Consider the following 11624-nt stretch of genomic DNA (forward strand, 5'->3'; position numbering starts at 1 on the left):
ACGTCTCTGGCACATATCCAATCTTGCGCCTGGCAACGATTCAAATGTGGGAGCTGCCCACTTGAGGGATCAGCGGCGGCTGCTGACCTCGGCGGGGACATCATCACCGGCCATGCGCTTGCGGAACAGCGCAGTGCGAGCAAGCAACAAGGTAGTCACCGGCACCGTGATCGACAACAATATCGGAATCAACCACCCGTGCAACACCGGCCCGGATTTGAGCACCGAAAAGTAGATAATCGACGCCAACGCGACACACCAGGCCCCTAGCGTTGAAGCCAGTGCCGGTGGGTGCATGCGTTGAAAAAAGTCCTTCATCCGCAGTAATCCGATCGCGCCAATCAACGCAAACACACTGCTCAGCACCAGCAGCACCGCCACGATCACTTCCACCCATAACGGCATCATTCAATCACCTCCCCACGCAGCAGGAATTTCGCCAGGGCAAACGAGCCCACGAAGCCAAACAGCGCGATCAGCAGCGCCGCTTCAAAGTAGGTGTCACTCGCATACCGAATGCCCAGCACCAGCATCATCAGCATCGCCAGGATGTACAGGTAGTCCAGCGCCAGTACGCGGTCTTGTGCCGACGGGCCTTTGAACAGGCGCACCAAGGTCAGCACCATGGCCAGGGAGAACAGGAACAGGCTGAACAGGATCGCATTGGAGAGCAGGGCGCTCATTCGAAGATCTCCATCAGGGGCCGCTCGTAGGTGGTCTTGAAGTGCTCGATAAACGGCGCTTCATCTTCCAGGTCGAACACGTGCAAGAGCAGGATGCTGCGGTCCAGTGCCAGTTCCGACCAGATGGTGCCGGGCACCACGGTAGTGATCATCGACAGCGCGGCCAGGCCGTTGGCGTCGCGCAGGTCCAGGGGGATCTTGACGAAGCGCGAGCGCGGCGGGCGCGAGCCGCAGGTCAGCACGCCCCAGGCCACTTGCAGGTTGGAGACGATCACATCGCGTCCCACCAGGAAAAACAGGCGGATGATCACGCCGGGGCGGCGGATGCGGATCGGCAACGGGCGCAGCGGTGCCATCAGCAGCGGCGCAAGAAAGCCCAGCAGGGCGCCCAGCAGCAGGTTGCCGGGGCTGACCGACAGGTTCAGCACCAGCCACAGCACCCACAACGCCAGCGACAGCCACGGGGCAGGGAACAGGCGCTTCATGGTTGCACCTCCAGCGCGGCGGTCTTGGCTTCAGGGCTGGGTACGGGACGCGTTGCCATCACCGCCATCACGTAGTTTTCCGGGTTGTTCAGGCTCTGGGCGGTGCCCAGGGTGTAGCGCATCAGCGGCTCTGCCTTGAAGGTCAGCAGAATGCTCAGGCCCAGCAGGAAGAAGATCGGCACGCACTCATAGCGGCGCAGCAACGGCGACGGGCGCTCTTCCGGGGTCCAGAAGCGCTGGATGCCCAAGCGCGCAAAGGCGATCAGCGAGGCCAGGCCGGAGAGGATCAGCAGTGCGACCAGGCCCCAGGCAGCCGGGCGGATCGGCTCCTCGACACTGACCCCCAGGCCCAGCGGGTTGACCAGCGCGCTCAACAGGCTGAGCTTGCCGATAAACCCGGACAACGGCGGCATGCCGATAATCAGCAGGGCGCAGGCGACAAAACTCAAGCCCAGGAAGGCCATGGTCCAGGGAATCACCTGGCCGACCACGGCTTTCTGTTCGTCATCGAGGTTGACGCCAGGGCGTGGATGCAGGGACTCCATGGCCTTGGGCAGTGCATCGATCTCTTCATCCAGCGGCAGGTCGTTGGCCGAGCGCGAACGCTCGATCAATTCGGCCAGCAGGAACAGCGCGCTCAAGGCCAAGGTGGAACTGACCAGATAGAACAGCGCGCCGGCGGTGAGGCTCGGCTGGGCGAAGCCCACCGACGACAGCAGGATCCCGGCCGAGACCAGAATGCTCAAGCTGGCCATGCGCTCCAGGCGCTGCGCCGCCACCATCGCCAGACCGGCGCAGACAATGGTGGCCATGCCGCCATACACCAGCCAATCGCCGCCAAACAGTGCCGACGCACCGGCCTGGCCGGAGAACAACAGGGTCCACAGGCGCAGCACGGTGTACACGCCGACCTTGGTCATGATCGCAAACATCGCCGCCACCGGCGCGCTGGCCGAGGAGTAGGCGGGGGCCAGCCAGAAGTTCAGCGGCCACATGCCGGCTTTCGCCAGGAACGCCGTCGCAAGGATCGCCGCACCCGCGTGCAGCAGGCCGCGATCGGCTTCCGGCACCAGCGGGATCTTCAGCGCCAGGTCGGCAAAGTTCAGCGTGCCGGTGACGCCATAGATCATCGCCGCACCAATCAGGAACAGTGACGAGGCCAGCAGGTTGATCGCGATGTAATGCAGCCCCGACGACACCCGCGCACGGCCGGAACCGTGCAGCATCAAGCCATAGGACGCCGCCAGCAGCACCTCGAAGAACACGAACAGGTTAAACAGGTCGGCCGTGAGGAAGGCGCCGTAGAGGCCCATCATCTGGATCTGGAACAGCGCATGGAAGCTGGTGCCGGCACGGTCCCAGCGGGCCATGGCGAACAGCAGCGCGCTCACGCCGATGATCCCGGTGAGCACCAGCATCAAGGCTGATAGTTGGTCCACCACCAGCACAATGCCGAACGGCACCTGCCAGTTGCCCGGCAGGTACACGCCGATCGAGCCGGGGCCGCCTTTTTGCGTCCAGTACAGCAGCAGAATGGCGATGCCCAGGCCGATCATGCTCGAGAACAGGTTGATGCGCGCTTTCAGCGGCCGATGCTTCTCGCCGAGCATCAGCATCAAGGCGGCGGTAAGCAACGGCAGCAGGATCGGCGCGACGATCAGTTGATTCATCCACGTCATTCCTTGGGCTCCCGGCCGTCCACATGGTCAGTGCCGGTCAGGCCCCGTGAGGCCAGCAACACCACCAGGAACAAGGCGGTCATGGCGAAGCTGATCACGATGGCCGTGAGCACCAGCGCCTGGGGCAGCGGGTCGGTGTAGTGGAGCAGGTCTTGCGGCACACCGTCCTTGATGATCGGCTCCTTGCCGATAAAGAGGCTGCCCATGCTGAAAATGAACAGGTTGACCCCGTACGACAGCAGGCACAGGCCCATCACCACCTGGAACGTCCGTGGCCGCAGGATCAGCCAGACCCCGGAGGCGGCCAGGACGCCAATGGCAATTGCAATGACTTCTTCCATCAGGCGGCTCCTTCCGTAGCGGCAACCACTTTGGCCTGGTTGCTCGGTTTATGGGCCCGCACGGACTGGTGACCGAGGGCGGTGAGCATCAGCAGCGTCGAGCCGACGACCATGGCGTACACGCCGACGTCGAAGAACAGCGCGCTGGCGCCATGAATGTCGCCGAGCACCGGCAGGCTGAAATGCCAGGTGTGGGTGGTGAGGAACGGGTAGCCGGCAAACAAGGCGCCAAGCCCGGTCAGGGTCGCGGAGAACAGCCCGAAGCCCATCCAGCGCATCGGCCGCAGGCTCATCTGTGCCTCGACCCATTGGGTGCCGGCGACCATGTATTGCAGGATAAACGCGACCGACATCACCAGCCCGGCGACAAACCCGCCGCCCGGCTGGTTGTGGCCGCGCATGAACAGGTAGAACGACACCACCAGCGCAATCGGCAGCAGCAGGCGCACCAGCACCGCCGGCACCATCATGAAGCCCAGCGCGGTGTCGCTGGCCTGGCGTGGGTTGACCAGGTCGGTGGCCACGTCCGGCGCAAGCTGGCGCTGTTGCGCGGGCAGCTGCATGCTTTCCTTGGAAGGGCGGAAGCGGCGCAGCAGGGCGTACACCGTCAGCGCCACGGCGCCGAGCACGGTGATTTCGCCGAGGGTATCAAAGCCCCGGAAGTCGACGAGCATCACGTTCACCACATTGCTGCCGCCGCCTTCGGGCAGGGCACGGCTGAGGTAGAACGAAGAGATATCGTTGGGGGTCTGGCGCGTCAACATCGCGTAGGACAACAGCGCCATGCCGCCGCCCACTACGGTGGACAGCAGGAAGTCGCGCACCCGGCGAATCCGCGCCTTGCGCAAGGTGTTCGGCAGCGGCGAGACCTCCTCGATCCGCCGCGGCAGCCAGCGCAGGCCCAGCAGGATCAGCACGGTGGTCACCACTTCGACCACCAACTGCGTCAACGCCAGGTCCGGCGCCGAGAACCACACAAAGGTGATGCAGGTCATCAGGCCGCACACGCTGACCATGGTCAGGGCCGCCAGCCGGTGGTACTTGGCTTGCCAGGCGGCGCCAAGGGCGCAGGCGATCGCTAGCACCCACAGGGTGACGAACACGATCGACCCTGGGATTTTCGGGCGGTCGCCCCAGCTCAAGCCACTGTTGAGCATCGGGATCATGCCGCCGATGACCGCCACCAGCACCAGCAGGAACAGCTGAGTCTGCAGGCGCTTGGTACTGATGCGTTTCTCGATCCTGCGCACACCGCGCATCATCACCACCAAGCTGCGCTCGAAACCACGCTTGCCGTTGAAATAGCTGATGATCGGCGGGTACTTGAAGCGCCCCAGCTTGAGTTGCTTGCGCAGCAGCAGGTACAGCACCACGCCGCCGGACATGGCCACCAGGCTCATGATCATCGGCGCGTTCCAGCCGTGCCAGATCGCCAGGCTGTACTCCGGCAGCACGCCGCCCACCACCGGCAGCGCAGCGGCGGCAAGGATCGAGCCGACCACCTGGGCCGGGAAAATCCCTACCAGCAGGCACGTGAACACCAGCAACTCAACCGGTGCGCGCATCCAGCGCGGTGGTTCGTGGGGCGTGTGCGGCAGGTTGGTCGCCGGCGGGCCGAAGAACACGTCCACGGTGAAACGCAGCGCATAGGCCACGCTGAATGTCCCGGCAATGGTCGCGATCAACGGCAGGGCGAACTCCACCCAGGCCGTCGAGGTGATGAACACGGTCTCGGCAAAGAACATCTCTTTGGACAGGAAGCCGTTGAGCAACGGCACGCCCGCCATGGACGCACTGGCCACCATCGCCAGGGTCGCGGTAAACGGGATCAGCTTGACCAGCCCGCTGAGCTTGCGGATGTCCCGCGTGCCGCTTTCGTGGTCGATGATGCCCGCGGCCATGAACAGCGAGGCTTTGAAGGTGGCGTGGTTGAGGATATGGAACACCGCCGCGACGGCGGCCAGCGGGCTGTTGAGGCCCAGCAGCAAGGTGATCAGCCCGAGGTGGCTGATGGTGGAATAGGCCAGCAGGCCCTTCAGATCATTTTGGAACATGGCGCAGTACGCGCCGAGGAGTAGGGTGAGGGCGCCGGCACCGCCGACGATCCAGAACCATTCTTCGCTGCCCGACAGCGACGGCCACAGGCGGGCCAGCAGGAACACGCCGGCCTTCACCATCGTTGCCGAATGCAGGTACGCCGACACCGGCGTGGGGGCCGCCATCGCATGGGGCAGCCAGAAGTGGAAGGGGAATTGCGCGCTTTTGCTCAAGGCGCCTATCAGCACCAGGGCCAGCATGACCGGGTACAGCGAGTGCGCGCGAATCTGATCGCCCGCCGCCAGCACCTGGTCGAGGTCATAGCTGCCGACGATGTGCCCCAGCAGCATCACGCCCGCCAGCAGGCACAAGCCGCCGGCGCCGGTGACCATCAACGCCATGTACGCACCGCGGCGCGCGTCGGCGCGGTGGTGCCAATAGCCGATCAGCAGGAACGAGAACAGGCTGGTCAGTTCCCAGAAGAACACGATCTGGATGAGGTTGCCGGAGATCACCAGGCCGAGCATGGCGCCCATAAAGGCCAGGAAAAACGCGAAGAATCGCGGCACCGGATCATCCGGCGACATGTAGTAACGCGCATACAACGCCACCAGCGAACCGATGCCGAGCACCAGCATCGAGAACAGCCAGGCAAACCCGTCCATGCGCAACACGAAGTTCAGCCCGAGGCTGGGCAACCATATGAATTCTTCGCGGATCACGCCACCGTGGGCGATCTGGGGGTAGAGCAGGGCGACTTGAATAGTGCCGACCAGGGCCACAAGGCCGGCCAGCAGGGATTCGGTGTTACGTGCATTGTGCGGCAGCAAGGCCGCCAGACAGCTGCCAATAAAAGGCAGAAGCAGTAGAACTATCAGAGACATAGGCTTCTAATCTGCGGGAGTTTGGGATGCATCATACGTGCCGCTTTCACGATCACCAAACGGCAAGATGTGGCAGGATCCTACAAGATAGGTCGAATAAACCCATTTGGCAGTGTTTAGGACCCTGTGGCGAGGGAGCTTGCTCCCGCTGGACCGTGCAGCCGCCCCACAACCGGCACCTCAGTTCTGACGCTCTTGCTCCAGCTCTTCTTCCAACGCCAGCGCCTTCTGCCCCTTAGTCTTAATTTCACTGACAATCACCGCCACCACAATCAACGCCGCCCCCACCATCGCAATCGGCGGGAAGCGCTCCCCGGCAATCCGCCCCACCACGCCTGCCCATACCGGCTCACCGGCATAGATCAACGTGGCCCGGGTCGGCGAAACACTTTGCTGCGCCCAGTTCATCGCCACCTGGATCACCGCACTGGTCAAGCCCAGGCCCACCGCACTGAACAGCAGCAGCCACGAAAACCCCGGCAACGCCTCGCCCATCGGCACCACCATCAGGAACGACAACAGCGACGCGGTGGCCAGTTGCACCACGGTCACCCGGCGCACATCCACCTGCCCGGCAAACGCGCTGATCAGGATGATCTCCGCCGCAATCGCCACCGCGCCAATCAACGTGGCGATTTCGCCGGCGCTGAAGTTCAGCGAAGCGCCCGCCGGCCCGGTCAGCAGCATCAACCCGGCAAACGCCAGCATAATGCCAATGCTCGGCATCAAGCCCGGACGACGCCCAAGCACCAGCCATTGCAGTAGCGGCACGAACGGCACATATAAAGCCGTGATAAACGCCGACTGGCTGCTCAAGATCGTCTGCAAGCCAATGGTCTGCAAACCGTAGCCAAACATGATTGCCACACCGATAAACACCCCCGCCTTCAACTCGAACAGCGTCAGGTCGCGCAGGGTGCGCAAGGAAAAGAACCCCACCACGATCGCCGCTGCCGCAAAGCGCAGGCCGACGAAAAACATCGGCCCACTGACGGTCATCGCGTGCTGCACCAGCAAAAACGTGCCGCCCCAGATCATGGTGATCACCACCAGGATGCATTCGGCTTTGCTGAAACGGTTGAAACGAGGGGAGACGTTTGGGGTGGTCATGGCGGCTCGGTCTTGCAAGGGAAAGGCACGGACCGCACAATGCGCCGCACGCTGGGCAGTATACTGCGCACACCCACCCATTGAGCAATATAGTGCACAAAGAAAATCCACATCGGGCTTCGGTCCTGCAGCACGTCAGCCAGAACGTCCGTCGCCTGCGCCACGCCGCCGACCTGAGCCAGACTGCGCTCTCGGAAAAGTCCGGGGTCAGCCGGCGCATGCTGGTGGCCATCGAAGCGGGCGAAAAGAACGTCAGCCTGTCCACCCTCGACCGGGTGGCCGAAGCGTTAAACGTGGCCTTCAGCGACCTCATCCAGGCGCCGGAGGTGCGCGACCACAGTCGCATCAACGAATTGGCTTGGGCGGGGGAAATTGTTGGGAGTAAGGCGGTGTTGTTGGCCAAGGCCACGGCGCGGCGTGAAGTCGAACTCTGGGAGTGGCGCCTTGAACCCGGTGATCGGTACTGCCCGGATCCAGACCAAGAGGGTTGGAGCGAGCAGTTGTTCGTCTTTGAGGGCAGTTTGACCTTGGTGATAGGCGACAAGGAAAACACTATTGATGCCGGTGAGTTTTTTATGTTTGCCAGCCACCAGCCCCACTCTTATTACAACGGAGGCAAGGTGGCGGCAAGATTTGTAAGGAATGTGGTGTTGTAGTTAGCATGTTTTTGCTGTTTGTCAACTGTGCAGGTTGACAGCTTATGTTCAAAAGGGACGGGTGCTAGGGTGGACGATACTACTCAGTCAGTGACGTTGGGTAGTTGTCATGACTTCATGGAGTGAAAACGAATGAACCCAAAACATGTCTCAAGCAAGAATCTGCTTCCCCAGCCGAAGATTACGCCGTCCCACGGGAATGTATTGAAGTACCCCGAAGTGACCGGCGGTACTGCCGAGATTATCTTCCCTAGTTATCCCGGTATTACGCTCGGACAAGAAGTTTCCTGGGGGATACGCGGTAATGGAATTGCATTTGCTAGTTTTAAAATTCTAGAGTTGAAGCCCCAGTATGAGGTCAAAGTGCGTTTTCATATTGTCTTCGATACCGAGCAAGTCACAGCCGATTATAGCGTTCGCGAGAATGACGAGGTAATTGGTGTTTCTCATCAAAGTGTATATACCGTGATAGATCGCCCTTAAGTTTAAGTCGACGTTGTGAGGCTTTAATACTCAAATTAATTAGCCGTGAGTATTGAAGCCTGTGTCGATTGAGTAGGCAGGAGGGTGAGTGGCTAAAAGTGTTCGTAGCGCAACAGTGCTTGAACATTTTGCTGCTTAGCGCGAGCAATAAGCGCCTCGTACTCTCACCAACCCGCTGATTTTATTGGCGATTACTTTCAGGCACGACTCCTGCAATCACCCAGGTCATCCCCACGGAGCCTGGAGTCGGCCCATGTCAGCCCACCCTCAACACCCTGCCCATATCATCCGCTCGGACGCGGAAGCCATCCAGGTGGCCACGCGCCTGGCCGCACGTTTTGCCGTCGACGCCAGCGCGCGCGACCGTGATCGGATCCTGCCTTTCGCCGAACTCGAAGCGTTCTCTGCCAGCGGCCTGTGGGGCATCACCATTCCCAAAGAGTACGGCGGCGCTGGAGTGTCCTATGTGACGGTCGCTGAGGTGATCAAGCTGATCTCCGCCGCCGACCCGTCCCTGGGGCAGATCCCGCAGAACCACCTGGGCGTGGTGGACATCCTGCTGCAAACCGCGACCGAGGAACAAAAACGTCATTACTTCGGCAAGGTGCTGGCCGGCTACCGTTTCGGCAATGCCTTCTCCGAAGCCAAGAGCAAAAATGCCGGCACCTTCGATACCCAGATTCGCGTCCACGGCGACACCGCGCACATCAACGGCGAGAAGTTCTACTGCACCGGCGCGCTGTTCGCCCACATCGTGCCTACGGTCGGCAACAACGAACACGGCCAGGCGTTTATCGCCTTTGTCGAACGCGATGCGCCGGGCCTTAGCGTGATCGACAGCTGGGACGGCTTCGGCCAGCGCACCACCGCCAGCGGCGGCGTGACCCTCGACGGGGTAAAGGTGCCCTTGACAGCGGTGATCCCCGCCCATCAAGCCTTCGACCAACCCACCGCCAACGGCCCGATCTCGCAGATCATCCAGGCCGCCGTCGACACCGGTATCGCCCTCGGTGCCCTCGAACAGGCGAAGATCTACGCCCGCCAGGCGCGACCGTGGATCGACAGCCAGCAGGAGCACGGCTGGCAAGACCCCTTCACCATCGCCGCCATCGGCGACCTGGAATGGCGCGTCCACGGCACCGAAGCCATCCTCGCCAAAGCAGGTTTGGCGGTTGATCGCGCCCTCGCCGAGCCCAGCGAAGACACCGTCGCCCACGCCTCGCTGGTGGTTGCCCAGGCCAAAGTCCTCTCGGCTGAAACCGCCTTGCTCGCCAGCAGCAAACTCTTCGAACTGGCCGGCACGCGCTCGGTCACCGGCAAACATAACCTTGATCGCTTCTGGCGCAACGCGCGCACCCACACCCTGCACGACCCGGCCCGCTGGAAATACCACCTGATCGGCAATTTCGTGCTTAACGGCGTGAAGCCAGCGCGCCACGCCTGGAACTGAGGAGCCGTATTTCATGACCACACTGAAGCTTGCGCGCCAACTGTTGGACAGCACCCGCCGCCATGTCGAGAAAAGCGATGACCCCTATGTGATCAGTCGCTTCGGCGATCTGCAGATCCGCGTCGACGTGGCCGCCGCCTTGCTTGAGCGCGCCGAAACCCATCCCAGCCCGGTCGCTGCGACCGAAGCGCAGATCGCGGCCGCCGAAGCCTTGATCGCTGCCAGCAACGCCGAATTCGAACTCACCGGTCAACGCACTGCACTGCCGCCGACCCTCGATGACCCTCTGCGCTGGAAATACCAGGTTGTCGGTAACTACCACCTCAACGGAGTGCTTTGATGTCCCGTGAAATCCGCTTGAACGCCTTCGACATGAACTGTGTCGGCCACCAATCCCCGGGCCTGTGGGCGCATCCGCGTGACCGTTCGTGGCAGTACAAGGACCTGGAATACTGGACAGACCTCTCCAAAATCCTTGAGCGCGGCAAGTTTGATGGCCTGTTTATCGCCGATGTGCTGGGCATCTATGACGTCTACAACGGCAATGGCGAAGCGGCGATTCGTCAGGCGACCCAAGTGCCGGTCAATGACCCGCTGTCGTTGATCGCGCCGATGGCCTTGGTTACCGAGCACCTGGGTTTTGGCCTGACGGCGTCGTTGTCCTTCGAACATCCGTACCCGTTCGCCCGCCGACTCTCCACCCTCGACCACCTGACCAAGGGCCGCATCGGCTGGAACATCGTCACCTCCTACCTGGAAAGCGGCGCCAAGAACCTTGGCCAGAAAGCCCAGACCGAACACGACGCGCGCTACGACTACGCCGAGGAATACCTGGAGGTCTGCTACAAACTCTGGGAGGGCAGTTGGGAGGAGGGCGCGGTGTTGCGCGACCGCGAGCGCCGGATTTTCAGCGACCCGAGCAAGATCCACGAGATCCGCCATGTCGGCAAACACTTCCAGGTGCCCGGCATTCATTTGTGCGAGCCGTCGCCGCAGCGCACGCCGGTGCTCTACCAGGCCGGTGCGTCCAGCCGTGGCAAGCAGTTTGCGGCCGAGCAGGCCGAGTGCGTGTTCGTTGCCGCGCCGTCCAAGGTGCTGCTGAAAAAGACCGTCGCCGACATCCGCCGCCGTGCCGCCGAAGCCGGGCGCGATCCGAAGAAAATCCTGATCTTCAACTTGCAGACGGTGATCGTCGGCGAGACCGATGCCAAGGCCAAAGCCAAGTTTGATGAATACAAATCCTACGTCAGCTACGAAGGTGCAATGGCGCTGATCTCCGGCTGGACCGGCATCGATTTCAGCCAGTTCAAACCGGATGAACCGCTCAAGCACGTGCACACCAACGCCATCCAGTCGGCGGTGGAAGCCTTCTCCACGGCGGACCCGAACAAGGTCTGGACTCCAAACGAACTGGCCGATTGGGTCGGCATCGGCGGCTTTGGCCCGCTGTTTGTCGGCGGCCCGGAAACCGTGGCGGACCTGTTGCAGGAATGGGTCGAAGAGACCGATGTCGACGGCTTCAACCTGGCCTACGCGCTGACCCATGAAACCTTCATCGACGCCGTGGACCTGTTGGTGCCGGAGTTGCAGAAGCGTGGCGTGTACAAGACCGAATACGCCCAGGGTACGTTGCGCGAGAAGTTGTTTGGCGACGGCGCAAGGTTGGCCTCCAACCACCCTGGTGCCGGTTACCGCAATTTATCTGACGCGCACATAACCAATGTGGGAGGGGCGGTGCGACGATTCGACTTGCCCCCGATAGCGGCAGTCCAGTCAAGGCACTTGTGACTGACACACCGCCATCGGGGGCAAGCCC

Annotated in this window: 12 protein-coding genes; 5 read left to right on the forward strand and 7 right to left on the reverse strand. The window is 62.0% G+C overall.

Annotated elements, in window-relative coordinates; all coding sequences use genetic code 11:
• Positions 1-69 precede the first annotated feature (69 nt).
• From QCBJ_RS03135 to QCBJ_RS03165, 7 genes are all read right to left on the reverse strand, one after another.
• Positions 70-408 carry a Na+/H+ antiporter subunit G gene (locus QCBJ_RS03135; protein WP_043205555.1) on the reverse strand — a complete coding sequence of 113 codons (339 nt, stop codon included), beginning with the start codon at positions 406-408 and terminating at the stop codon, positions 70-72.
• Positions 405-683 carry a K+/H+ antiporter subunit F gene (locus QCBJ_RS03140; protein ID WP_003211751.1) on the reverse strand — a complete coding sequence of 93 codons (279 nt, stop codon included), beginning with the start codon at positions 681-683 and terminating at the stop codon, positions 405-407. The genes QCBJ_RS03135 and QCBJ_RS03140 overlap by 4 nt, the downstream gene beginning before the upstream one ends.
• Entirely contained in the window at positions 680-1168 is a 489-nt protein-coding gene (locus QCBJ_RS03145; protein WP_064055356.1) for a Na+/H+ antiporter subunit E, read from the reverse strand. Before QCBJ_RS03145 ends, QCBJ_RS03140 begins: the two co-directional genes overlap by 4 nt.
• Positions 1165-2847, reverse strand: coding sequence for a monovalent cation/H+ antiporter subunit D (locus tag QCBJ_RS03150; protein WP_064055357.1), 1683 nt, complete (start codon positions 2845-2847; stop codon positions 1165-1167). The genes QCBJ_RS03145 and QCBJ_RS03150 overlap by 4 nt, the downstream gene beginning before the upstream one ends.
• Entirely contained in the window at positions 2844-3188 is a 345-nt protein-coding gene (locus QCBJ_RS03155) for a Na+/H+ antiporter subunit C (protein WP_007986256.1), read from the reverse strand. The genes QCBJ_RS03150 and QCBJ_RS03155 overlap by 4 nt, the downstream gene beginning before the upstream one ends.
• Entirely contained in the window at positions 3188-6109 is a 2922-nt protein-coding gene (locus QCBJ_RS03160) for a monovalent cation/H+ antiporter subunit A (RefSeq protein WP_102060117.1), read from the reverse strand. Before QCBJ_RS03160 ends, QCBJ_RS03155 begins: the two co-directional genes overlap by 1 nt.
• 180 nt (positions 6110-6289) lie before the next feature.
• Positions 6290-7219, reverse strand: a complete 930-nt coding sequence (locus QCBJ_RS03165) for a DMT family transporter (protein WP_102060118.1) — start codon at positions 7217-7219, stop codon at positions 6290-6292.
• 92 nt (positions 7220-7311) lie between these two features.
• On the opposite strand from QCBJ_RS03165, the gene QCBJ_RS03170 reads away from it, so the two are divergent.
• From QCBJ_RS03170 to QCBJ_RS03190, 5 genes are all read left to right on the forward strand, one after another.
• The gene (locus QCBJ_RS03170; protein ID WP_102060119.1) at positions 7312-7875 is read left to right on the forward strand and encodes a helix-turn-helix domain-containing protein; all 564 of its coding nucleotides are present in this window, start codon (positions 7312-7314) and stop codon (positions 7873-7875) included.
• Between the two features lie 132 nt (positions 7876-8007).
• Complete coding sequence (locus QCBJ_RS03175) at positions 8008-8358, forward strand: hypothetical protein (protein ID WP_102060120.1); 351 nt, start codon at positions 8008-8010, stop codon at positions 8356-8358.
• A 253-nt stretch (positions 8359-8611) separates the two neighbouring features.
• The gene (locus tag QCBJ_RS03180; protein ID WP_102060121.1) at positions 8612-9808 is read left to right on the forward strand and encodes an SfnB family sulfur acquisition oxidoreductase; all 1197 of its coding nucleotides are present in this window, start codon (positions 8612-8614) and stop codon (positions 9806-9808) included.
• A gap of 13 nt (positions 9809-9821) precedes the next feature.
• Entirely contained in the window at positions 9822-10148 is a 327-nt protein-coding gene (locus tag QCBJ_RS03185) for an acyl-CoA dehydrogenase (protein ID WP_012724984.1), read from the forward strand.
• Complete coding sequence (locus QCBJ_RS03190; RefSeq protein ID WP_102060122.1) at positions 10148-11596, forward strand: LLM class flavin-dependent oxidoreductase; 1449 nt, start codon at positions 10148-10150, stop codon at positions 11594-11596. Before QCBJ_RS03185 ends, QCBJ_RS03190 begins: the two co-directional genes overlap by 1 nt.
• Positions 11597-11624: the final 28 nt, after the last annotated feature.

Source organism: Pseudomonas sp. QC2 (assembly GCF_002859085.1).
Taxonomy (GTDB): domain Bacteria; phylum Pseudomonadota; class Gammaproteobacteria; order Pseudomonadales; family Pseudomonadaceae; genus Aquipseudomonas; species Aquipseudomonas petroselini.

Excerpts from the sequence above, each read along its gene's own strand:
- QCBJ_RS03160 (WP_102060117.1), bottom strand. The coding sequence starts at position 6,109 with ATGTCTCTGATAGTTCTACTGCTTCTGCCTTTTATTGGCAGCTGTCTG.
- QCBJ_RS03165 (WP_102060118.1), bottom strand. The coding sequence starts at position 7,219 with ATGACCACCCCAAACGTCTCCCCTCGTTTCAACCGTTTCAGCAAAGCC.
- QCBJ_RS03185 (WP_012724984.1), top strand. The coding sequence starts at position 9,822 with ATGACCACACTGAAGCTTGCGCGCCAACTGTTGGACAGCACCCGCCGC.
- QCBJ_RS03145 (WP_064055356.1), bottom strand. The coding sequence starts at position 1,168 with ATGAAGCGCCTGTTCCCTGCCCCGTGGCTGTCGCTGGCGTTGTGGGTG.
- QCBJ_RS03135 (WP_043205555.1), bottom strand. The coding sequence starts at position 408 with ATGATGCCGTTATGGGTGGAAGTGATCGTGGCGGTGCTGCTGGTGCTG.
- QCBJ_RS03140 (WP_003211751.1), bottom strand. The coding sequence starts at position 683 with ATGAGCGCCCTGCTCTCCAATGCGATCCTGTTCAGCCTGTTCCTGTTC.
- QCBJ_RS03180 (WP_102060121.1), top strand. The coding sequence starts at position 8,612 with ATGTCAGCCCACCCTCAACACCCTGCCCATATCATCCGCTCGGACGCG.
- QCBJ_RS03190 (WP_102060122.1), top strand. The coding sequence starts at position 10,148 with ATGTCCCGTGAAATCCGCTTGAACGCCTTCGACATGAACTGTGTCGGC.
- QCBJ_RS03150 (WP_064055357.1), bottom strand. The coding sequence starts at position 2,847 with ATGACGTGGATGAATCAACTGATCGTCGCGCCGATCCTGCTGCCGTTG.
- QCBJ_RS03155 (WP_007986256.1), bottom strand. The coding sequence starts at position 3,188 with ATGGAAGAAGTCATTGCAATTGCCATTGGCGTCCTGGCCGCCTCCGGG.
- QCBJ_RS03175 (WP_102060120.1), top strand. The coding sequence starts at position 8,008 with ATGAACCCAAAACATGTCTCAAGCAAGAATCTGCTTCCCCAGCCGAAG.